This is a genomic window from Parachryseolinea silvisoli (assembly GCF_021190955.1).
Classification (GTDB): domain Bacteria; phylum Bacteroidota; class Bacteroidia; order Cytophagales; family Cyclobacteriaceae; genus Ohtaekwangia; species Ohtaekwangia silvisoli.
In genome coordinates this window covers 787,421-808,339 of record NZ_JAIOAO010000001.1, presented here as the reverse complement: position 1 = coordinate 808,339, position 20,919 = coordinate 787,421, and the positions used below count along the sequence as shown (strand labels likewise).

General features: G+C 52.5%; 21 protein-coding genes. 9 read left to right on the top strand and 12 right to left on the bottom strand.

Annotated elements, in window-relative coordinates; genetic code table 11:
- Positions 1-16: 16 nt before the first annotated feature.
- On the bottom strand, positions 17-613 hold the full coding sequence (locus tag K7P01_RS03445) for a hypothetical protein (protein ID WP_267289853.1): 597 nt from the start codon (positions 611-613) through the stop codon (positions 17-19).
- Between the two features lie 128 nt (positions 614-741).
- Between K7P01_RS03445 and K7P01_RS03440 the strand changes: the two genes are divergently transcribed.
- Complete coding sequence (locus K7P01_RS03440) at positions 742-1,986, top strand: sialidase family protein (RefSeq protein ID WP_267289851.1); 1,245 nt, start codon at positions 742-744, stop codon at positions 1,984-1,986.
- Here the strand turns inward: K7P01_RS03440 and K7P01_RS03435 are convergent, their stop codons facing one another.
- A complete protein-coding gene (locus K7P01_RS03435; protein WP_267289849.1) occupies positions 1,987-2,688 on the bottom strand; it encodes a DsbA family oxidoreductase in 702 nt (233 codons plus the stop codon).
- Between the two features lie 146 nt (positions 2,689-2,834).
- On the opposite strand from K7P01_RS03435, the gene ahcY reads away from it, so the two are divergent.
- The gene (gene ahcY / locus K7P01_RS03430; RefSeq protein WP_397310651.1) at positions 2,835-4,142 is read left to right on the top strand and encodes an adenosylhomocysteinase; all 1,308 of its coding nucleotides are present in this window, start codon (positions 2,835-2,837) and stop codon (positions 4,140-4,142) included.
- Between the two features lie 109 nt (positions 4,143-4,251).
- Positions 4,252-4,539 carry a hypothetical protein gene (locus K7P01_RS03425; RefSeq protein WP_267289847.1) on the top strand — a complete coding sequence of 96 codons (288 nt, stop codon included), beginning with the start codon at positions 4,252-4,254 and terminating at the stop codon, positions 4,537-4,539.
- 7 nt (positions 4,540-4,546) lie between these two features.
- Here the strand turns inward: K7P01_RS03425 and K7P01_RS03420 are convergent, their stop codons facing one another.
- Both K7P01_RS03420 and K7P01_RS03415 read right to left on the bottom strand, forming a co-directional pair.
- Positions 4,547-5,083, bottom strand: coding sequence for an anti-sigma factor family protein (locus K7P01_RS03420; protein WP_267289845.1), 537 nt, complete (start codon positions 5,081-5,083; stop codon positions 4,547-4,549).
- Between the two features lie 4 nt (positions 5,084-5,087).
- Positions 5,088-5,642, bottom strand: coding sequence for a sigma-70 family RNA polymerase sigma factor (locus K7P01_RS03415; protein ID WP_267289843.1), 555 nt, complete (start codon positions 5,640-5,642; stop codon positions 5,088-5,090).
- 192 nt (positions 5,643-5,834) lie between these two features.
- On the opposite strand from K7P01_RS03415, the gene K7P01_RS03410 reads away from it, so the two are divergent.
- The 4 genes from K7P01_RS03410 to K7P01_RS03395 all read left to right on the top strand — a co-directional run bounded on the left by K7P01_RS03410 (position 5,835) and on the right by K7P01_RS03395 (position 10,486).
- Complete coding sequence (locus tag K7P01_RS03410) at positions 5,835-6,200, top strand: DUF6249 domain-containing protein (protein WP_267289841.1); 366 nt, start codon at positions 5,835-5,837, stop codon at positions 6,198-6,200.
- Positions 6,201-6,391: 191 nt separating this feature from the next.
- Positions 6,392-6,700, top strand: a complete 309-nt coding sequence (locus K7P01_RS03405; RefSeq protein WP_267289839.1) for a hypothetical protein — start codon at positions 6,392-6,394, stop codon at positions 6,698-6,700.
- Positions 6,701-6,782: 82 nt separating this feature from the next.
- The gene (locus K7P01_RS03400) at positions 6,783-8,141 is read left to right on the top strand and encodes a sigma-54-dependent transcriptional regulator (RefSeq protein ID WP_267289837.1); all 1,359 of its coding nucleotides are present in this window, start codon (positions 6,783-6,785) and stop codon (positions 8,139-8,141) included.
- A gap of 32 nt (positions 8,142-8,173) precedes the next feature.
- On the top strand, positions 8,174-10,486 hold the full coding sequence (locus K7P01_RS03395; protein WP_267289835.1) for a histidine kinase dimerization/phosphoacceptor domain -containing protein: 2,313 nt from the start codon (positions 8,174-8,176) through the stop codon (positions 10,484-10,486).
- A gap of 9 nt (positions 10,487-10,495) precedes the next feature.
- On the opposite strand, the gene K7P01_RS03390 is transcribed toward K7P01_RS03395, so the two are convergent.
- From K7P01_RS03390 to K7P01_RS03380, 3 genes are all read right to left on the bottom strand, one after another.
- On the bottom strand, positions 10,496-13,021 hold the full coding sequence (locus K7P01_RS03390; RefSeq protein ID WP_267289833.1) for an ATP-binding protein: 2,526 nt from the start codon (positions 13,019-13,021) through the stop codon (positions 10,496-10,498).
- A 131-nt stretch (positions 13,022-13,152) separates the two neighbouring features.
- Complete coding sequence (locus K7P01_RS03385) at positions 13,153-13,416, bottom strand: RNA recognition motif domain-containing protein (RefSeq protein ID WP_254086714.1); 264 nt, start codon at positions 13,414-13,416, stop codon at positions 13,153-13,155.
- Positions 13,417-13,592: 176 nt separating this feature from the next.
- On the bottom strand, positions 13,593-13,745 hold the full coding sequence (locus K7P01_RS03380) for a lmo0937 family membrane protein (protein ID WP_267289829.1): 153 nt from the start codon (positions 13,743-13,745) through the stop codon (positions 13,593-13,595).
- Between the two features lie 254 nt (positions 13,746-13,999).
- Between K7P01_RS03380 and K7P01_RS03375 the strand changes: the two genes are divergently transcribed.
- Complete coding sequence (locus K7P01_RS03375) at positions 14,000-14,212, top strand: hypothetical protein (protein WP_267289827.1); 213 nt, start codon at positions 14,000-14,002, stop codon at positions 14,210-14,212.
- Between the two features lie 1,455 nt (positions 14,213-15,667).
- On the opposite strand, the gene K7P01_RS03370 is transcribed toward K7P01_RS03375, so the two are convergent.
- On the bottom strand, positions 15,668-16,111 hold the full coding sequence (locus K7P01_RS03370) for a hypothetical protein (protein ID WP_267289825.1): 444 nt from the start codon (positions 16,109-16,111) through the stop codon (positions 15,668-15,670).
- A 14-nt stretch (positions 16,112-16,125) separates the two neighbouring features.
- Positions 16,126-16,593 (bottom strand): hypothetical protein, encoded by a 468-nt coding sequence (locus tag K7P01_RS03365; RefSeq protein WP_267289823.1) that lies wholly within the window; start codon positions 16,591-16,593, stop codon positions 16,126-16,128.
- A 422-nt stretch (positions 16,594-17,015) separates the two neighbouring features.
- Between K7P01_RS03365 and K7P01_RS03360 the strand changes: the two genes are divergently transcribed.
- Positions 17,016-17,468 carry a hypothetical protein gene (locus tag K7P01_RS03360; protein WP_267289821.1) on the top strand — a complete coding sequence of 151 codons (453 nt, stop codon included), beginning with the start codon at positions 17,016-17,018 and terminating at the stop codon, positions 17,466-17,468.
- 64 nt (positions 17,469-17,532) lie between these two features.
- On the opposite strand, the gene K7P01_RS03355 is transcribed toward K7P01_RS03360, so the two are convergent.
- The 3 genes from K7P01_RS03355 to K7P01_RS03345 form a co-directional block, all read right to left on the bottom strand.
- A complete protein-coding gene (locus K7P01_RS03355) occupies positions 17,533-18,717 on the bottom strand; it encodes a phosphoglycerate kinase (protein WP_267289819.1) in 1,185 nt (394 codons plus the stop codon).
- A gap of 275 nt (positions 18,718-18,992) precedes the next feature.
- On the bottom strand, positions 18,993-19,766 hold the full coding sequence (gene map, locus K7P01_RS03350) for a type I methionyl aminopeptidase (protein WP_267289817.1): 774 nt from the start codon (positions 19,764-19,766) through the stop codon (positions 18,993-18,995).
- Positions 19,767-19,783: 17 nt separating this feature from the next.
- Positions 19,784-20,884 (bottom strand): 6-phosphofructokinase, encoded by a 1,101-nt coding sequence (locus K7P01_RS03345; RefSeq protein WP_267289815.1) that lies wholly within the window; start codon positions 20,882-20,884, stop codon positions 19,784-19,786.
- Positions 20,885-20,919: the final 35 nt, after the last annotated feature.

Genomic DNA, 20,919 nt, shown 5'->3' with positions numbered 1-20,919 from the left:
TAACACGGATGTGTCTCTACTTCGTCTGTTTGACCACCAGCTGGCCCAGTTCCTTGCCGGCTTTGGCGTAGGCTTCCTGTAAACGCGCACCGGTTTCAAAGTCAAAGCCCCAGGCATCGCGGCCGGGAGATTTCACTACGGTGACGCGCGCGAGCACCTTATCTTTATGCGCGGTTTCCACCAGGATGGCTTCGCCATCAATAAACGCCGGCACGCGCATGATGCCAACATTCCAGCCCGGCTCGGTACGGGTGGTGTGAAAGATCAGTGTATACGTGGCCTTCTCATCGATGCTGGTAGTAAGGGCGGCATGTTTGGTGAACAGCTCGCGGAACTGCGGTGCAAAACGTTCCTGGCGATCGTCCACCCACTTTTTGGCAAAGATGTCACCCTTTCCGGCCTCTTTTGCATTAATCTCGTTCTTGCGCTTGGTGACATAATCTTGCTCGGGCAGCCCGTCTTTGCCGATCGTCATGTTGTCGTAGGTAAACTCGGTCATAATCGATTTCTGACCTTTGAGGGGTGCTAAGCTGCCTTCTACTATTTTGATCTTTTGGGCATAGCCCGCAATGGATGCTGCCAGCAGCACTGCGGTGAGTGTTTTTTTAATCATGTTGGTTTTGGTGAATTAGAGGTTTCGAAGAAAGAACGGATTTAGAAAGACCAAGTTACTACATGTTTGTGTGTGTTTTGCGTCATTGTCGTATTTTAGCGCGTATTGCGTAACAGACCTGATAGACCATGCGCGCCCATTTCTTCGGTTTACTGCTGCTGGCCAGTGTAAGCCTTCCTGCTGCCGGTCAGCAAAAGCCTGCCGCCCTTCCCCTGACGACCGCCCCCGCGGCCTCCTGGCAAGCGTCGGTGGCCATTCACCCGAAGAACACACAAAACATCGTCGTGGCCACATCGCCAGGCTCTGTCTACTATACTATGGACGGCGGGAACACCTGGAAACAGACTGACGGCGTACCGGCGGTGGGTGAGCAAGGCGACACACAGTTGCTATCCGACGGTCACGGTACCTTTTATTACTTTCAAACCAACGGCCCCGGTATTACCAGCTGCTTCGCGTCCCGCGATGGTCAGATCTGGGAGCCGGGTACACCCGTACCCATGGGTGTAAACAAACGAAATGAGCGGATAGGTGTGACAGCGGATGCTAAAGGGTCACTATACCTGACGTATACACAATTTGATGCGTACCCGAGTGAAGATGACGCTTGTCGCTCCAGTATCTGGATGACAAAATCTTCCAACGGAAAAAAATGGAGTACGCCCAGGGAAATATCGCAGACTCCGGGCCGATGCAACGACGTGCGGCATGCTGCGAGCGGCTCGTTGGCAGCCATTGCCGCCGACGGCAAGTCCTATGTGGCGTGGCTTACCGGGCAAACCATTTTTATGGACCGGTCTTTTGATGGTTCGATGTGGCTCTCCAATGATATTTCGATCACCCGCCTGAAAGCCGAGCCAAGCTACAGCGAGCCAACGCTGTTGGTAGATCGCGCCAAAGGCCCCCGCACGGGCAGCCTGTACATGTCATGGGCCGACGCGCGCGGCGGGAAGGACGATGCGGACATCTGGTTTATACGGTCCACCAACTACGGTGACAACTGGACCTCACCGCAGCGCATCAACGACGACGCTGCCGGCCAGCAATACCAACCCGCCATGGCGGTAGATCCCACGACAGGTATCATCTACGTGCTTTATTTTGATCGGCGTGAATCGGAAGGAGAGGGGCTTGCGACAGCGGTATACCTGGCCTGGTCAGACGATGGGGGCAATAACTTCCATAATAAGAAAATCAGTACGGAATCTTTTATAGGCGAGGCAACCTTACCAGAGCGTGGTTACACAGGCCTGGCTGCATACAAAGGGATCGTTGCGGCCGTATGGGTACAAGACCTGGGCGGAAAGTCGGCTGTATTCACGGCCACCACGACCCAGGATTCCCTGGGCGTTAAACAAATCGCCACGAAATAACTAACAATTCTTACCGTCGACGTCGCAGGCTTCGCCGCCACTGGTAATGTCGGCCGCTTGTGACTGGACAACCTCGCGGAAGGCTTCGACAAAGGTTTCGGCAGCCTGGGCGCCGGACACGCCGTAGCGGTTGTTGATAATATAAAAGGGTACGCCCGTAATGCCGAGCTTATACATTTCCTGTTCGGCCAGCGACACCTGTACGGGTGCGCTTTCATCGGCCAGCGCCTCTTCTGCCAGGGCCTTGGGCAGCCCGGCCTGCACGGCTACGGAGACCAGGTTTTCGTCCTTCGACAGGTCCACACCCTCTACGAAATAGGCTTTAAAAAAGCCTTCGGTCACTTCCAGTTGTTTACCTGCGGTTCTGGCCTGCTGGATGAGAACATGGGCCTTGCGTGTGTTGGGCGAAACCTGTTGTTTATCAAAGGCGAAGGCCAGGCCTTCGGTAGCGGCGGTTTGCGTGGTTTGGCGGGTGATCTGCTCGTAGCGTTCGTCGCTGCCAAACTTGGCGGCGAGGTAGGCCCGCTGATTGGCACCGGTTTCGGGCATCTGCGGGTTGAGCTCAAACGGATGATATTCGAGTTCGAAATCGTATTCGGAGGCAAGCTTGCCGATGGCTTTTTCTAATCTGCGTTTGCCGATGTAACACCAGGGACATACCACATCCGACACGATATCAACTTTTATTTTTGGCTTATTCATCGTTTTCTCCGTTTTGCATGGTTAACAGCCAGCTATGCAGAATGGTTCAAGGCATAAGTTCTGACAGCTAATGCCTTTATGCACAATGACTTTTCAAACCTTTATAGTACTTTTGTGTTTCCCAGTTAAGACAAATCATCATAAAAATGACCGTAGACGAAAAACTCAAATTTAAGGTTAAAGACCTTTCCCTGGCAGCATGGGGACGTAAAGAAATTAAGTTGGCGGAAGCCGAAATGCCCGGCTTAATGGCCATCCGCGAGGAGTTCGGCAAGCAGAAGCCCCTGAGTGGCGCGCGCATAGCCGGTTGCCTTCACATGACGATCCAGACAGCCGTGCTCATCGAGACACTGATCGAGCTTGGCGCTGAGGTTTCCTGGTCATCCTGCAATATTTTTTCGACGCAAGACCATGCCGCAGCAGCCATTGCCGCAGCGGGTATTCCTGTCTATGCCTGGAAAGGCATGAACGAACAGGAATTCGACTGGTGTATCGAGCAAACGCTCTACGCCTTCAAAGATGGTAAGCCTCTGAACATGATTCTGGACGACGGCGGTGACCTGACCAACATGGTGCTGGACCGTTTCCCGGAACTGGTGGCCGGTATCAAAGGTATCTCGGAAGAAACTACTACCGGTGTACACCGCCTCATCGAGCGTATGCACAACGGCAAACTGCCGCTGCCGGCAATCAACATCAACGACTCGGTAACGAAGTCGAAGTTCGACAACAAATACGGCTGTAAAGAATCGCTGGTGGACGCTATCCGCCGTGCGACAGACGTAATGATGGCCGGTAAGGTAGCCGTTGTAGCGGGCTACGGCGACGTAGGAAAAGGCTCTGCTGCCTCCCTGCGCGGCGCCGGTGCACGCGTAATTGTAACGGAGATCGACCCCATCTGCGCACTGCAAGCCGCGATGGACGGTTATGCCGTGAAGAGAATGGACGACGCCGTGAAAGAAGCCGACATCGTAGTAACCGCTACCGGTAACTTCGGTATCGTGTTGGGCCGTCACTTCGAGTCGATGAAGGACAAGACCATCGTATGTAACATCGGTCACTTCGACAACGAGATCGACGTAGCCTGGTTGAACAAGAACGCGTCGAAAGACGAAGTGAAGCCACAAGTAGACCTGTACACGCTGAAAAACGGCCGTCAGGTAATCTTGTTAGCCGAAGGCCGCCTGGTAAACCTGGGTTGCGCAACCGGTCACCCTTCGTTTGTGATGTCGAACTCGTTCACGAACCAAACACTGGCCCAGCTCGAGTTGTGGACCAACACGAAGAATTACGAGAACAAAGTATACATGCTGCCGAAACACCTGGATGAGAAAGTAGCCAACCTGCACCTGAAGAAGATCGGTGTGGAGCTGGAGACACTTTCTGCCGACCAGGCCAAATATATCGGTGTAGAAGTAAAAGGCCCGTTCAAGCCCGATTACTACCGCTATTAATCTGGCGAAACGGGTGGCTAAACGCTGCCGGCTCACCTTCAAAGCGCCTTCCCGACTCGTTGGGAAGGCGCTTTCTTTTCCGGCGATCGTATTTGTATCTTTGACGGATATGAAATGGATTGCCTACACCCTTCTCTTTGTTTGCGTTCTGCAAGCAGGCTTTACATCGCGCCACCAGGAAAACGTCGAGTTTGTTTGCATGAAAACACACAAGGCGTCAAACACCTGCCACTTTAATTTTAAAATAGACGGCGCCAAGTTCCGCTATGTGGACATCGGCTGCAAATACAGCAAGAAGACAGAAGAGATCATTGAAAAAGCAAAGGCCGGCACGATCGCGCTTTCCAAAGACTGGAAGATTGAGTGTCCCGAGCCGAAGCCTGAGACCGGCCATTAATCAACACTCATCGCCACGCCTGGTGCACACGCCGGTGCTGAAAGAGCGGCTTGAGAATAGCCCGGTCTAACAAGATCCAGCCCAGCACCATGTTGATGGCAATGACGGGATATAACAACCATTTTTCTTTTACGGCAAACGACCAGTGTGGCAAGCCCCATTGATCGGCATAGGGCACAACGATCTGTTGCACTGTGACGCCGGCAAACATGTCTGACGACAACCACGTAATAATAATACCCGTAACGGCCAGCACGCCTGTTAGCAATGCGGCACTTCGCCACACACGGCGCACCGGCAGGAGGGAAACCTGAGGTACCGGTTCCAGGGCGGCCATGACGTGTTGGGTGAATTGCGGCGAAGGGCGCATAACACCTTCTGCCTGCAACATCTGGTGTATAGTGTCGAGGTCTTCCACGCGCTGTTTCACGGCGGCATCCTGCGCTTGCAAGTCTTCCAGCCAGGCTTTTTCAGCCTCGTTCTGCATTCCGTCGAGGTAGCGGTCCAGGGCGTCGTGAAGGGCAGATGTGTCTTTCTTTTTCATGGGTCTAAAGCGTTAACGCTTCTTGTTTTAAGAGAGTTCTGAGCTCTTCCGCCAGGCGGAGCCGCGCCCGGTGTATCCGCACCTTTATGGTGTTGGCGGGAAGATCGGTAATCACCGCGATTTCTTCCAGCGAAAACTCCTGCAGATAAAACAACGTCAGCGCGGTGCGGTCGGCTTCGTTAAGCCGCTCCATGGCCAGCGTGACGTATTTGTGTTTGTCCATCTTTTCCAACGTACCTTCTGCCGCCGCGGGCACAGCAGGATGACCGTCCATGCTATAGTACGTGGGTTGGTTCTTTCGCCGGTATCCCAGGGCGGTATTAAAAACGATGCGGTACAGCCACGTCGAAAACTTCGACTGCCGGTTAAACGAAGCCAGGTGGCGATACGCTTTCACAAACGAATCCTGCGCCGCTTCTTCCGCCTCGGCTGAGCGCTGCAGCACCTTCCAGGCAATCGTGTAGGCATACGCCTGATACTTGTCCACGAGCACAGCATACACCTGCTGGTCGCCCGCCAGGATGCGGTCAAGCAAAACGTGGTCCGGATCAGTGATCATATTTGGCGTCTTGGACGCGATGTTTGCAACCGAGGTTACAGGCAAATGGAAGTTACGACAAAAATAAATCAGGCACCTGGCGAGCCGGGATAACGACTGGCGGGCAACGTTGCTATTTCAAAAAAATAACATATTCCAGTAACCTGCATCAACACCCCGGTGTCATAGGGCCAAACTTAAAAGACAAAAGATATGGTAGAAGGCATTCTGGCACTTTCGATGGTGATCATCGCCGTCATTGGCGGCATCATCATCGTTCTATACCTCCGAAAGAACCTCAACATCGAGCGCATGGCGCTTATTGAGCGGGGCAAAGACCTGAAGGAATTGTGGGCTCCTGACCGTGCATCCTCCACAGCGCTCCACATCGCCCTGGTCATGATTGGTGGAGGCATCGGACTACTCGTGGGTGATTTTTTGGATCACGTAGCCGACATGGAAGAGGTCGGTTACTTCGCAGCACTCTTTATCTTTGGTGGCATAGGATTGGTGGTGGCCTATGTGATCGACGAGAAAAAGCGGGAGCGCAGAGAAGCTAAGAAGCGTAGCGAGTTGTGAGAAGTGTAGGAGAGTGGGCTGTTAACTCCCACACTGTAGACTTATTCAACAGAAAATCGTTTGCAGAATCTTGTTGGCTTGGAGGTAAGATTTTGATAATCAGATTTTTGGGGAAACTTTGATCGCCGTGGCACAACATTGTATATAGTGTAATCAGTTCGAAATTATTGTTTCACTATAAACTTAAGGTCATGAAAAAAGTAATGTTCGCCCTCGGCGGTTTAGTATTCGGTGTAGTAGCAGCCAACGCTCAAGCAGCACAGCCCAGTAATGCCGCTGTATCAACAGAACAAACTGCTCCGCAAGACGACAAAGTAAAGATTAAGGCTGAAGAGCTTCCCCAGACAGTGAAGACTGCCCTGGAAGGTGAGGAATACCGCGGCTGGCTGATCAACTCTGCATACCATCACAAGACAGCAGATACTTTTGAAGTAGAGCTGAAAAATGGTGCCGAAACCAAGACGATTAAATTCGACAAAGAAGGCAAGAAAATAAGCTAATTATCAACAAGCCAACAACCATCATTTAATTAGCAGAGAAAGCTGGAAGATATTCCGGCTTTCTTTTTTATTTTCGGCTCGTATGGCGGCAATATTAGTGATTGAAGATGATCTGACCTTTTCACGGATTCTGGAGGGTTTTCTGGTGAAGCATGGCTATTCGGTAGAGACCAGTCATCGTGGCAAAGACGGCTTAAAGGCGTTTGCAGCACGCACGTTCGATGTGGTGTTGCTCGACTATCGCTTGCCCGATAGCAATGGCCTGGACATTCTGTTTGAGATAAAAAAGGCATCACAACATACACCGGTCGTGATCATGACCGGCTTTTCAGACATTCGCACGGCGGTAAAAGCCATTAAAGATGGTGCGCACGAATACATCACCAAACCGGTTAACCCCGAAGAGTTGTTGATGATCGTTAAGCAGGCGCTCAAAAAGGAGAAGAAGCCTGCTGTTGCCGGCACGGCCGGTGCAGCCAGCGACACGAATGATTTTGTCGAAGGTAAGAGCCAGGCTTCGCGCCAGCTGCACGAATATATTCGCCTGGTGGCACCGACCGACATGTCTGTCATCATCGAAGGCGAGAGCGGCACAGGCAAAGAGAATGTAGCCCGGACCATCCACCGTAAGAGCCAGCGTGCAAAGCAACCCTTCGTAGCAGTAGACTGCGGCGCCCTCTCTAAGGAGCTGGCGGCGAGCGAGCTGTTCGGCCACGTAAAGGGTGCATTCACGAGCGCCGTCATGGACAAGACCGGACAATTTGAAGCCGCCCACGGTGGCACCTTGTTCCTCGATGAAGTGGGCAACCTGTCGTACGAAGTCCAGGTGAAATTGCTGCGCGCCATCCAGGAACGTATTGTCACGCCCGTCGGCAGCAACCGCGAGATCAGAGTAGATGTACGCATCATCACCGCGACGAACGACGACCTGACCGAGAGCGTACGTAACAGTCACTTCCGTGAAGATCTATACCATCGTCTCAATGAATTTAAGATGAAGGTACCGGCCCTGCGCGAGCGCAACGCCGACCTCGACGAATTCCTCGACTTCTTCCGTGGTGCGGCCAACCAGGAGCTAGGCCGCAACGTCACCGGCTTTGATGACGAAGTCCTTCGCATCTTCCACCTCTACGACTGGCCCGGCAACCTCCGCGAGCTCAAAAATGTGGTGAAGCGCGCAGTCTTACTAACCACCGGCAACACTGTCGATATCACGGCATTGCCAGTAGAAATGATGTCGGCGATTAAGAATCCGTCGACCAGCCCCGGTGCGCAGGCGGCGCCGGTATATGACCTCAAAGTATTACAAGAGGTGCAGGAGCGAGAGATGATTGTGAAGACGCTGCAAGAGGCGCGGTATAATAAGTCGAAGGCCGCGAGGATTTTGAATATCGATCGTAAGACGCTGTATTTGAAAATGGAGAAGTACGGGATTGAATAATCCATATTATTTGTCCCCAACCGAAACCGCCTATGTCGTCGTTCCTGTATCCTTATAACTCCGCCTTTCGTGGGAGCGGTTTGGTGTTGTTCGTTCTGTTACTCTCCGTGGGCGCGGTCGCTCAGTCGCTCACAAAAGACGAGCTACAAAAAGTCAATGTACAATTACATCGAAACGTTGCGGATACCACCCGCGTACGCCTGTTGCTCGAACTCAGTGCCCACGCCGCCAGCCATGCGAGCCGCACCACAGCGCGCGACAGTGCCCTGCGGTTTGTCAAAGACGCGTTGACCCTAAGCCAGAAAACAGGATACGATACAGGCATATACAGGACCCACCTGCACGAGATTGCCCTGTGGGTAAACTATCGCGACTGGCTGCTAACGCACGACGAGGACGCTACGGCAGCCCTGGAGAACAAACGTACCGCACAGGATAAGCTTATCGCCTTTGTACAAACGAACGGCTCGCCCACCCGGCTCGGGGAGGCTTACAGCGATGTGGTGGATCTTTACGGTAATCAGGTTTCGGACCTGGGAGAAATATTGCAGCTGTGCGATTCTGCGGCCGCGTGCTTTCGGCGCGGGGGTAATGTGCTGCGGGAGTCGATGGCCTTGTATCAGGTGGGTTTCAGTCTTAACCGAGTAGGCAAGCTAAAGGAGTCATTGCCGATATACCACCGCAGCCTCACGCTAGCGGAACCGACCGGGGGCGTGCACCGGTATCGGGTATGCGGCGTGCTGGGTATGGTTTATTCGTTTTTGGGTGGACACAACGTCGGATTGAAATACGAACTTCGGGCGTTGCAACTGGCGGAAGCTGCCGGCGACACGACGGGTGAGGCAGCCGTATTGCACCTTTTTATAGGGGAAATGTATGAACAACTCAAAAACTACGAGGTGGCGCGGGAGCACTACGACAAGTCCTACCGCATGTACCGCTACTACGCGGACCTGCATACGAACGATTTTTTTAGTGCCGCCAACAGTTTTGCCAGAGTTACGACCGCGGCCAATCATCCGCGGGAGGCAATCGAATTTCTGAACCGCTTCACAAAAGAATACCAGCGTCTGATGACCCCGAAGCAGGATAGGCGAATGACGTTGCGGTATATGCAAGCCTACGCCCAGTTGCGCGACTATGCCACGGCGCAACGGTACTGTGATAAACTGTTGACACTGGGCGACCCCGTACCCATTGTGAAACTGGGCCAATATCTGAGCATCGGTCAGTTTTTGGTGCAATCAAAACAATACCACGCCGCCGAAAAGTACCTGGCCGAAGCCGAACGGCTGGCCCGGGAAACACAACGGATGTATAGTTTTACCGATATATACGCCTCGTGGTATAAAATAGATTCGGCAAACGGAAACTATAGCGCGGCCCTGGAGAAATATAAACTTCACAAGCTTTATAGCGACTCGGCGCTGAATGATGTCAAAGCCAAAGAAATCTCGCTACTGGAAGTCGAGTATGAAACGCAAAAGAAACAACAATCCATCGCGCTGTTGACAAAAGATTCGGAGCTGGCTCGCCAGCAGCTGGCACAGTCCACGTTTCAGAAAAATGCTATCCTGGCCGGGTTGGTCGTATCGGTAGTCATTTTGGGACTGGTGTTTAATCAATACCGCCTAAAAAAGAAAAACAATGTTGAGCTTACCAGCCGGCAACGCGAAATAGAAACGAAAAACAGTGTGCTGCAGAAAGTGATCGTCGAAAAAGAATGGCTCTTGAAAGAAGTGCATCACCGGGTAAAAAACAATTTACAGACGGTGGTGAGCCTGCTCGAATCACAATCGCACGTGCTGCAAAACAGCGAAGCAGTATCGGCCATCCAGGACAGTCAGAACCGCGTATACGCGATGTCGTTGATTCACCAGAAGCTGTACCAGACGGAATACCGGGCCTCCGTGAACATGGCCGTGTACCTCCATGAACTGACCGAATACCTGCGCGACAGTTTTCCTGCCGCCCGGTTTATTCACATCCCGTTGGATATCCAGTCCGTTGAACTAGACGTGTCGCAGGCCATTCCCGTTGGCCTGATCGTGAACGAAGCCATCACCAACGCCATCAAGTATGCCTTCCCCGCGCCGGTACAAGAGCACTGCCGCGTGTCCATTTCCCTCCGGCAGGATACGGCTTACACCGTCACGCTCACCATTGCCGACAATGGTCGTGGCCTGCCCCCCGATTTCGACATCAAGCACAAGCAGCCCGGCCTCGGCCTCGCACTTATCCATGGCCTGGCCCGCGACCTCGACGGCAGCGCAAACATCTCCTCCAACGCCGCTGCCGGGGTATCGATCGAAATAACTTTCACCGCCGATCTTTTGTTGGATTAAAGCGGAGCATTACAAATCACTCAACACCCGCACACTCTTCATCATCTCTTCCACTTCCCCTTGCAGTAACGCCGCTTCATCGCCAAGGGCTGGTAAAATCTCACCTTCGTGAATCCGTTTCTCTAAAGCCCTTAACCGGACGCTCAGGGGCATAGCACCCATCTGGCCCGTGCGCCCGGCCAGTTTGTGTACAACCTCACGCAATATTCCTGTATCACTATGCTGCACACTCGCTTCCAACCGTTGCAAGTCATCTCCTGTCTCTTCCACAAACTGAGTCAACACCGACTGCAACAACGACTCGTCCCCAAACGTCATCTGCTTTAATACTGACAAATCCAGTGCTGCCGGCGGCGTGGCCGCGGCACTTGCCGCTTCCGACAAAGCCTGCGAGCCGGCAGAGAGCCCGAGCGTTTCCAGCAGTTCCTGTTCGTGAAACGGTTTAGCGAGCACGACATCGAAGCCGCCGTCCAACAACTTCTGGCGGTCTTGTGCAAAGACATGAGCCGTCAGGGCAATGAACCGCGTGCTGCGCGGATACTTCTTGCGTAACGCGGCACAGAGCTCGATGCCGTTGATGCGCGGCATGCGGATGTCCATCAGGATGTGTGTCACGGTAGGGTCGGGGGGATGGTTCAGCAATTTTTCGGCTTCCTCGAAAAGCTGGTGAGGAATATTGTTGTTGGTAAAGATCAGGCCGCACAGCCGTACGATCATCGGGTCGTCGTCGACCAGCAATACCTTGCCGTGGAAAATACTGAGCTGCCCCGGTGCGGGCGCGTGGGCAGCAGGTTGTACAGTTTGCGTCGTACGCGCAAAGGCCAACTGTACGAGAAAAGTCGAGCCAATGCCGGGTTCGCTGGATACTTCCACCGTACCGCGCTGGGCTTCTACCAGCGACTTCACGATGGTCAATCCCAAACCGGAGCCGCCACCGTATTGTTCGGCCACCAACGAGCTGGCCTGCTCGAATTGATTAAAGATCGTCTTCAGATCTTCCGGTCGAATGCCAATGCCTGTATCCGTGACTTCAAACGTACAGGCTATTGTGTCGCCCGGTTGTTCAACCGTCCGTACCGTGAGGCGTACGAAGCCTTTATTGGTAAACTTAATGGCATTGCCCAGTAAGTTGTATAGTATCTGCCGCAGGCGGAAGGGATCGCCGAGGAGGCGGTAGTCGAGCGCCTGCTCATAGTCGAGCAGAAAGGTGAGGCCTTTTTTCTCGGACTGCACACGCATTGCTTCTTCGACTTCGTTTACCAGCGTGCGCAGCGTAAACGCCTCTTCTGCCAGCGAGAAGTTACCGGAAGAAATGCGGCTATAGTCCAGCACTTCGTTGACGATATGCAGCAGGTGCTCGGACGAGCTGTGAATGGCGGCGGCCGCTTCGGGGCTGCCGGGGCGTTGGCGTAGTTGCTCGGCAAAGCCGATAATCGACTGCAGGGGCGTGCGAATCTCGTGGCTCATGTTGGCCAGGAAGCGTTGCTTGATCTGGCCGAGCTCTTCGGCTTCGTCACGCGAGCGCTCCAGCTGCTCTTTGTAGTAATTGCTTTTGCTGATGTCGATCCAAATGAGGTATACGAGCAATGCCGCCACCAGGAAGAATACCACCAGCAACATGCTGATGCGCGATATACTTTGGTTGAAGAGTGTGCCGGCCTGTTGATTGGTTTTGCGCATCTGCTGCAGCTCTTCGTTCTCTACCTCGTGCAGGATGCCCAGCAGCTGGTTGATGAAAAGACTGTTGGCGTGGATCAGTTCCAGCTCACGACGTTGCAATCGCCGGTTTTGACTGACGCGGTTATCGTCCAGCTCCCGCATGATCTTCTCCACTTCTTCCAGCGCGTTGCTCTGACGCGCCACAGCCAATGTGTCCACCTGCACGCTCAGCTCTTCTTCCACTTTCACATGCTGGGTCTCCGGTGTTGCAGCGGTGTTTTTCTTTTTGCCAAAGAGCCGGAAACGAGCGGGTTTCTTGTCTTTCTCAGATGCGACGGTAGAATCTTTCCAATACGTTGTGGTGGTTTTCTTTTGCGTGGTCACCACGCTGGTATCGCCGCCCTGGTCGAGGATTACGGCGAGCGTATCCAGGCGCTCGGTATACTGGCGGTTGGCAGCCAACCGTAATTTTAGACGCAAGTAAGAGAAAAACAGCTTGTCGCGTTGTTTGAGCACCTGCTTCATTTCGCTGATGCGACTATGCTGGGCGGTGTCCCACGGCATGGCCAAAATGGTGTCGATCTGCGCCGCAACTGTTTTGGACTGTGAAAGGAATGCACGATAAGGCTTGTAAGGATTGCGGATGGCCTCGGCCCGCTGTAATTGATCCAGCGTCGTGATTTCCTGGAAGACGGTATGGAGGGCAGTAAGCTTCTCGTTGGGCTCAGACAGCTCGTCCACGGTGCTCAGCATGGTGCGGAATGCAAAGTGCGTAATGCCCAGGGCCAGCATAATGGCAATCAGGGCAAAGAAGAAGCCTGCCAGGACCTTTCCTTTTACGGAGACGGGATTCGATTTGTCGCGCGAGTTCACCATGCTGCAGACTGGGGGTAGTTCCAATTACTGTTTGAACCAGATAATATGCCAAAAAAAGTCATAAAAATGAAAAAGTCCAGCAGCAGCAATGCCGTGGACTTTCCCGCCAAAGGCGTATAGGTTAATCGAAATTAATACGGTGCAGCTTCGGCCGTCTTTGGGTTGGCCGGTTTCACGACGATCTCGCGACCGTCGAGCTCTTTTTCATTCAGAGAAGCAATGGCCTGCAGGGCCTCATTGTCGTCCGGCATTTCAACGAAACCATAGCCTTTGGAGCGGCCGGTTTCTTTGTCGCGTACGATCTTCGCCGAGCTTACCGCGCCATAGGAAGAAAAGGCGGCTTCGAGCTCTTCTTTGCGCGTCTTGAAATTAAGCTTTGCAACAAAAATGTTCATGATACAGATGTTAAGTAAAACAAAGGGTCTTTGCACAGGGTGCTTACGGGCCATAGCGGTTAGCAAAATTCATGCACACGTCGCGCGCCTGCATGCTATTTGTTACTGGGAAAAGAAAAATGGCCCCACAAAAGTAAATGTGGGGCCTGCCCAATAAAAGATATTTATAATAACCGCTAAACGCTTCGTCCTCTGATAAGCCGTAACAAAACGGCAATGATAGCGATCACCAAAAGCAGATGTATAATACTGCCCACACTGAAAACAAATGCCCCTAAGAGCCACCCGATAATCAGGATAACCGCTACTACATATAACAAGTCGTTCATAATCTTAAAATATTAGAGATGGAACTTTGGTGTAGCCTTGAAAAATCAAGTGCCAGCACTGGCAGGCGTAAAATCTCCGGGCTGGTGAGAAGCATTTTCCAGCGATTGGGGAGGAGAAACATGAAGTGGGGAGTAACGTGTACAAAAGTGTGGATTTTTGCTACACATTGTCCGCGATAGCCCTGGAAACCGCACGCGTTGCACAATGGCATCAAATTTTCCAGTATTGACACGTATTAACTGTCTAATGGCTTATGGACGCATTTACTATTGTATTGATCTTTTTTGGCATGTATGGCACCTTTATGACGGCGGCCTACTTTCTTGCCAAAGTGTTCTTCCCGCTAGAGGATGAAGATGCTGCCGCCAAGGCTTCCTTGCGTGAGCGTCGTCAATTCGTACCCCGCAGAAGATTGTCTACCAAAGAGCTTCAAACATTGCGCGGTACCCTTCGCTACGCTAAGTAAGAACTAATCGAAAAGTATATACGTTACCCACGTATATACTTTATTATACGCGTGTGCGCGTATACAGGCTAGCGAATGCCCTTCACCCGGAAGGTATTGCGCTGTATTGGTTCGGCCGTGTAAGTCGTTTTGGCTTGCAACAATTGAGGTTCTACGCTAACGGTTTTTTTTGGCTCATCTTCTGCAGTAACATGCAGCGCGATGACAATCACACCTAGGCAAGTTCCGACTAACAAGCACCGTTTCCTGAATTGTTTTTTTATATTCATAACCTCTCCCGTCTGATGATTCACTCCGTAAACGTAGAAAAGTCTGTGCCATTGTGTGTGTTTCCCAAGAATTATAAAGCACTCGGTGAATGACCTATATCTGTGGAAATTAGCGGTCATAACTCGCTGATAATTGGGGAGATGGCCATTCGTCAAACAAATGTACTCTTTGGCATTATTATTTCTTTATACATTGACACAATGCCGGTATAGAGTTAGGTGTGGTTGGAAAATAATCCGGCGGGCAGGAGCGTTATGTCAGTGACGAGTGCTCCGGAATAAAGGAAGAACCAACGAAAACGGTTATATTATATGAAAACTTTATTGCGCATTGCTACAACCATTATGCTGACGTACGCGTTACTTAGCTTAACTTCCTGGTAAGCGATTTGCTTTACCAACAGAGAAATTGAAATAGTACCCGGTTGGCCGATGGATTTTTACACGATCCGGAGGCAAAGAAAATATTTGGAGTGACGTGTGGAAAGGTGCACGCATCATCTTTCATGAATTGTGAAGAAGAAGTATGCTTTTGTTTCCTGATCTGTTCCTGGTCGCGGAACACCCAAAAAGCAGAACAACCCAGCACTCCTTACCAGGAGCCGTCATTTTTAGCTTTATGACGGCTCCTTTTTTTATGCCTGCCTGTCAAAACTAAATCATCAGGATATCTAATTTGATCGTGCACAGGATCACCTGTTTAGTCACATGTTATATCACTTTTGATCGATTGTTTTGAAACAAATTACGTTAGCTTACAGCGTGGCATCAGAAATGAAAAAAAGTGGCCGAAGGGATGGCAGTCAATGCGAAAAAGGAGGGCCGATGGGGTGCCCGGGGGAGTTTCGGGAAGGCCCCAAAAAACCAGGTTTCCCCCGGGATACTTCGAGTGTCCCCCATAGATGTTCCACGGTTGTCCCACAGTTGAACCACGGATGATCTATGCTATAATAAGGGTAGAACATCCATGGATCAGGCGAAGATCCCGGTAAGGAAGAGGGAAGATCAAACGGGAAGCATGTCGGAATCGCGCGGACACCGTTCGGAAAGGCCGCCACTACAAATCACAAAAAACTCAAAATGCCGGATAGTTTTTGAAGCGAATCCCGGTGTTTGCGTTCGGGCATCTGTTCGAGAGATATTCCGTGGCTTTGTGTTCTTTTATCAAGATATCGCCCAGGACTTGCTACTTGCAAGCTGTCTTGACGGCAGCTTCGGTAAACTGTGCTGTGCGCTTGTTTTTGAGTACCCAGGTGCCGTTTTGATCGACAAGCTCGCCGTGCTGGATGAACAGTGAGTCGGGGGTGAGGCGGAGGATCTTTTCTTCGCGGGCGTCGGTGCCTTCGGCCTGATAGCTGTAGACGGCCGTGATGGTGTCGTTTTGCAGGGTGCCGTCTAAGGTGCCGACCATTTTGTCTTTTTCGGAAGGAAGCCAGCGCAGGGTGCCGCTAACGTCGTTGCCGATGATCGTCAGCTTCACGAGCAGGGAGTCGCTGCCGGTGATGTTTTGGAAGCAAAGGTCTTGTGCAGCGGAGGCTTCAATGGCATCCGAGACGGCGCTACGCTTTTCAGACGGGCCGCACGCCACGAGCAGCAACAGGCTGCCGCAAAAGTATACGGATTTTATCATGGACAATGTGAGGCTTACTCTTCGGAGGTTTGTACAGTCTCGGCAGTGTTGCGCGAGTTGAGTGTTGTGGCCGGATCCTGCCAATGAAGTTTGTACACGTCGGTCGTCTGGTTGGCGTACATGCGCACGATAATGACTTCGTCGCCGATCGTTTTGAATTTGTATTTGCCGTTGAGCACGTACGTCCAGTCGAACTCGTCCGTCCAGACACGCTGGTCGGTAAATTCGATCTCCGCGCCAGTCAGCTTGTACACGCCGGCGCCAATGGCCGGAGACTTGGTCACATCGCTGAAGCCGTTAAAACTATTGTTCTGGATCACAAGGGTCACGGGAGTGGGGGTGCAGCGGCCATCGGGATTGAAGCGGCTAAACTCGCCGGTATAGGTTCCGCTCTTCAGCGCGACCTGCGTATTTCCCTCATTCTTATCGCACGATACCAATCCTACACAAAGCAGCACGAGCAGCAGAAATCCATTTTTCATTGTCAGTCGTTGTTACAAATGTTTAGACCCTTCCAGAACTTCATTCGTTGGAATACTTAAAAATACGCGATCTCTCCCGACTTGCCAAGGGTTCTACAACAGACGTTCGCCAAATCACCGCGCAAACGCGACTATTGGCAGAGAATTAACAGGAATTTCATGTCACGCACCGTAGCGCCCACATACAGGGCGTCGCACGCTTCGCCCCGCAAGGCGGGTACTGCAAAGCACCCTGCCTGCCTTAGAAATCAGGGACATGAAATCTAAGGTTTTTTTCTACCTTGTTTGCGACTCGCAGGTTGCGGGCGGATAGCTTTCACGAGATGTTGTGTGCCATGTATAAATGCCCCATGGCCGAGTGAGTCAACAGCGTATGCCGAAAAGCTGAGACATGAGTAGGCACCCCCTTAAACGATGTTTAAATGAAAAAAACAATGAAGAGCCACCTGCTATTGCTGTGGGTGGCAATGAGCGCCCTGTTCCTGCTGGCAGCGACCAGCCCGGAAATGCCGGAAGCCAAAACCACCGTGCGTCGGCAAAAAGAAACAAGCCCATCGAGTCCGCGCATTGCCGCACCTGAACCGAAGGCTGTGATATTGGTATCGGTTGGCGGCCCTGCACGTGGAAACAACAGGGACTATTACACCTGGACAGCCTCTGCGAGTGGCGGCACGGCGCCGTATACTTATTACTGGGAATATACCATTGACGGAGTTCATTACAACACCTTTGTTACCGGTACGGGCACCAGTCAGACCGCGCAAATGCCGCTTGACCTCGATCTGCACCTGCGGGTGACAGCTACCGACGCTAACGGTGCGCAAGCTGTGGGAACGAAGACGACCATTAATACGGGCGACACTACGCATCCTTAGACGCAAAATAAAAAAGGTTCACGGTATATGCCGTGAACCTTTCCTATACATGTTATGTGTGATCTTATTCGAGTGCTTTTACACCCGGCAGTACTTTGCCTTCAAAGTACTCCAGCAGCGCGCCGCCGCCGGTCGATACATAGCTTACGTCGTCGTTGAAACCAAATTGGTTAACAGCAGCAGCCGAGTCGCCACCACCGATCAGCGAGAAGGCGCCTTTTTTGGTTGCGCTTACGACGGCTTCGGCAATAGTCCGCGTGCCAGTAGCAAATTTTTCCATTTCGAATACGCCCATCGGACCGTTCCAGAGAATGGTCTTCGAATCTTCAACGGCTTTCGCAAATACTTGTGTTGCCTGGGGACCGATGTCGAGGCCCATCCAGCCGTCTTTAATGTTATTGTTGTTGGCTACGTCGGTGTTCGCGTCGGCAGCAAACTTATCAGCAATGATCGAGTCGATAGGCAGGAGGAGGTCTACACCTTTCGCCTTGGCTTTCTGGATCAGCTCTTTTGCGAGGTCCAGCTTGTCGGCTTCTACTAACGAATTGCCGATGTTACCGCCCAGGGCTTTGAAGAAGGTATACGCCATACCGCCACCGATGATGAGGTTGTCTACCTTGTCGAGCAGGTTTTCGATAATGAGGATCTTGTCGGAGATCTTCGCCCCACCCATGATGGCTGTAAAGGGCTTCGCCGACTTCTCCATAACCTTCTTGGCGTTGTCCAGCTCAGCCGCCATGACAAGGCCTGCACATTTTTCTTTAAAGAATTGTGCTACGATGGTCGTAGAAGCGTGCGCGCGGTGCGCAGTACCGAAGGCGTCGTTCACATAAATATCGCCGTGCTTGGAGAGTTTCTCGGCAAAGGCAGTATCGCCTTTTTCTTCTTCTTTGTAGAAGCGCAGGTTTTCGAGGAGCAGCACTTCACCCGGCTTCAGGGCAGCCGACAGTTTATAGGCTTCGTCACCGATGCAGTCGCTGGCAAATTTTACCGGGCGGCCCAGCAGCTCTTCCGTTTTCTTGATAGCATGCTTCAATGAGTATTTTTCTTCCGGACCGTCTTTCGGGCGGCCCAGGTGCGACATCAGGATAACGCTCCCGCCGTCCTTCAGGATCTTATTCAGCGTCGGGATCGTGGCGCGGATGCGGTTGTCGTCCGTAACGTTAAAGCTCTTGTCCAGGGGTACGTTGAAGTCAACGCGAATGAGGGCGCGTTTGCCGTTAAAGTTGATGTCGTTGATCGTTTTCATGAGGCGGTATCTGTTGTTTAATGAAAATTTACGGACAGCAAAGCTAAGATTTTTGCGTTTTGAGGGGCTATGTGCAGGAATTAAAAATGGAGGGGATGGGCAAAACAATCGATTGCTTTCTTTCGGTAGAAGCATTTTTATTCTTTGTTCAAATGTAAAAAAGCCCACGACGCCGCCTCGTCGCCAGTCTGAAGACTGGCGACAGGGTAGGCACAAGTCTCCGCCCGAGACGGGCTAAGACTTGCGCCAGATGCCGTTACATTACGGGCATTGGCTTATAGGTTGTCCCAAACTTGATTAGCCTCTGTCAGAATGATAGGGGCTCCGTCGGTAATGACAATGGTATGTTCATGCTGGGCAACGAAGCTCTTGTCGCGCGTTGTAAGGGTCCACCCATCGTTGTTTTTCTGGTATGCCATCGTGGCCCGCGTGGAGATAAAGGTCTCGACGGCTACCACCGAGTTCTTGCGAAAGCGTTCGCGGTTGTGGCGGTCGTAGTAGCAGGGGATCTCGTGGGGTGCTTCGTGCAGGGCGCGGCCGATGCCGTGGCCTACCAGGTTGCGTAACACGGTGTAGCCGGCCTTGTGCGCTTCGGTTTCAATCAGGCGGCCAATGTCGGCGATGCGCACGCCGCCGCGGATGTTGTGGATGGCTTTGTGCAGTATCTTTTTAGAGGCGTCTACTAATGCGCCGCGTTGGTGCAGATCACGGCCTAACACAAACGAGCCGCCGTTGTCGGCCCAGTATCCGTTGAGCTCCGCAGAGACATCGATGTTTACCAGGTCGCCTTCGGCGAGTACGACCTTGTTCGAAGGTATGCCGTGGGCTACGTCGTGGTTTACACTGATGCAGGTATGTCCGGGAAAGCCGTACGTGAGGTACGGCGCGGATCGTGCACCGTAGGATTGTAAGCACGCAGCGCCATAGTCGTCGAGCTCTTTGGTGGTCATGCCGGGGCGGGCGTAGTCGCGCATCTGGCGCAACGTGAGGGCCACCGCTTCGCTGGCTTTGCGAATGTTGAGAAGGTCTGTTTGTGAGGTAATAGACATAGAAATATACCTGTTATCTAATCGCCAAAGCTGATGTTGAGGCCTTTGGCAGCCTGCACCAGGTACGAGTCTTTTTCGACCACATGGTGGCTACTCGTGGCTTCTTCCAGCGTTACGGCCGTGACGGTGTTGTTGCGGAAGGATACCATTTTGCCGAAGTCGTTCGCGAGCACTAATTCAAACGCTTTGACGCCAAATAAAGTTGCCAGTACGCGGTCAAAGGCCACCGGCGTGCCGCCGCGTTGCACGTGGCCCAATACGGTTTCGCGGATCTCCGCTTTGCAGCCGGCATCTTTCAACTGCTGTGAAAGCTGGTAGGCTACGCCGCCGAGGCGTACGTGCTCGGAGCCCTTCTCGCCGGCGCGCGAGGTGATGGTTCCTTCTTTGGGTTTGGCGCCTTCGGCAACGACGATGTTGGCAAAGCCTCTGCCTTTTTTATAGCGCAGGTTGAGGCGGCGTACCAGCTTGTGTATATCGTACGGTATTTCCGGTATGAGACAGATTTCAGCACCGCCGGCGATGGCGGTGTGCAGCGCGATCCAGCCGGCGTCGCGACCCATCACTTCCATGATCATGACGCGGTGGTGGCTTTCGGCGGTCGTTACCAGCTTATCAAAGCTGTCGGTGGCAATCTGTACGGCGGTTTGAAAACCAAATGTGACGTCGGTCGCGGCGAGGTCGTTGTCGATGGTCTTGGGTACGCCAATGATGGGCAGACCTTTGTCGTATAGAGCCTTCGATATTTTTTGCGAACCGTCACCGCCGATGTTGACGATGGCGTCGAACTTCAATTCTTTGAGGCGCCTCACCAGGTCGTCCGAGCGGTCGGACATCTGCACGGAGCCATCGGGTTGTACCACGGGGAAGTTCAGCGGGTTGCCCTTGTTGGTGGTCTTGAGGATGGTGCCACCTTTGACGTGAATGCCGGCCGTTACTTTGCTGGTGAGCCTAATAAGCTCCTGCGGCTCATTGAACACGCCGTTGAAGGCTTCCACACTGCCGTATACTTCCCAGCCCTTTTCTTTGCGGGCGCGCTTCGCCACACCGCGGATAACAGCGTTTAGTCCAGGGCAGTCGCCCCCTCCTGTGAGGACGAGTAGTTTCTTCGGTTTTTCCATAGCGTTGCGTCTTACGACGTTTAAAGTACGCAATT

Coding starts and splice junctions, on each gene's coding strand:
- K7P01_RS03445 (WP_267289853.1), bottom strand. CDS start 613: ATGATTAAAAAAACACTCACCGCAGTGCTGCTGGCAGCATCCATTGCG.
- K7P01_RS03440 (WP_267289851.1), top strand. CDS start 742: ATGCGCGCCCATTTCTTCGGTTTACTGCTGCTGGCCAGTGTAAGCCTT.
- K7P01_RS03435 (WP_267289849.1), bottom strand. CDS start 2,688: ATGAATAAGCCAAAAATAAAAGTTGATATCGTGTCGGATGTGGTATGT.
- ahcY (WP_397310651.1), top strand. CDS start 2,835: ATGACCGTAGACGAAAAACTCAAATTTAAGGTTAAAGACCTTTCCCTG.
- K7P01_RS03425 (WP_267289847.1), top strand. CDS start 4,252: ATGAAATGGATTGCCTACACCCTTCTCTTTGTTTGCGTTCTGCAAGCA.
- K7P01_RS03420 (WP_267289845.1), bottom strand. CDS start 5,083: ATGAAAAAGAAAGACACATCTGCCCTTCACGACGCCCTGGACCGCTAC.
- K7P01_RS03415 (WP_267289843.1), bottom strand. CDS start 5,642: ATGATCACTGATCCGGACCACGTTTTGCTTGACCGCATCCTGGCGGGC.
- K7P01_RS03410 (WP_267289841.1), top strand. CDS start 5,835: ATGGTAGAAGGCATTCTGGCACTTTCGATGGTGATCATCGCCGTCATT.
- K7P01_RS03405 (WP_267289839.1), top strand. CDS start 6,392: ATGAAAAAAGTAATGTTCGCCCTCGGCGGTTTAGTATTCGGTGTAGTA.
- K7P01_RS03400 (WP_267289837.1), top strand. CDS start 6,783: ATGGCGGCAATATTAGTGATTGAAGATGATCTGACCTTTTCACGGATT.
- K7P01_RS03395 (WP_267289835.1), top strand. CDS start 8,174: ATGTCGTCGTTCCTGTATCCTTATAACTCCGCCTTTCGTGGGAGCGGT.
- K7P01_RS03390 (WP_267289833.1), bottom strand. CDS start 13,021: ATGGTGAACTCGCGCGACAAATCGAATCCCGTCTCCGTAAAAGGAAAG.
- K7P01_RS03385 (WP_254086714.1), bottom strand. CDS start 13,416: ATGAACATTTTTGTTGCAAAGCTTAATTTCAAGACGCGCAAAGAAGAG.
- K7P01_RS03380 (WP_267289829.1), bottom strand. CDS start 13,745: ATGAACGACTTGTTATATGTAGTAGCGGTTATCCTGATTATCGGGTGG.
- K7P01_RS03375 (WP_267289827.1), top strand. CDS start 14,000: ATGGACGCATTTACTATTGTATTGATCTTTTTTGGCATGTATGGCACC.
- K7P01_RS03370 (WP_267289825.1), bottom strand. CDS start 16,111: ATGATAAAATCCGTATACTTTTGCGGCAGCCTGTTGCTGCTCGTGGCG.
- K7P01_RS03365 (WP_267289823.1), bottom strand. CDS start 16,593: ATGAAAAATGGATTTCTGCTGCTCGTGCTGCTTTGTGTAGGATTGGTA.
- K7P01_RS03360 (WP_267289821.1), top strand. CDS start 17,016: ATGAAAAAAACAATGAAGAGCCACCTGCTATTGCTGTGGGTGGCAATG.
- K7P01_RS03355 (WP_267289819.1), bottom strand. CDS start 18,717: ATGAAAACGATCAACGACATCAACTTTAACGGCAAACGCGCCCTCATT.
- map (WP_267289817.1), bottom strand. CDS start 19,766: ATGTCTATTACCTCACAAACAGACCTTCTCAACATTCGCAAAGCCAGC.
- K7P01_RS03345 (WP_267289815.1), bottom strand. CDS start 20,884: ATGGAAAAACCGAAGAAACTACTCGTCCTCACAGGAGGGGGCGACTGC.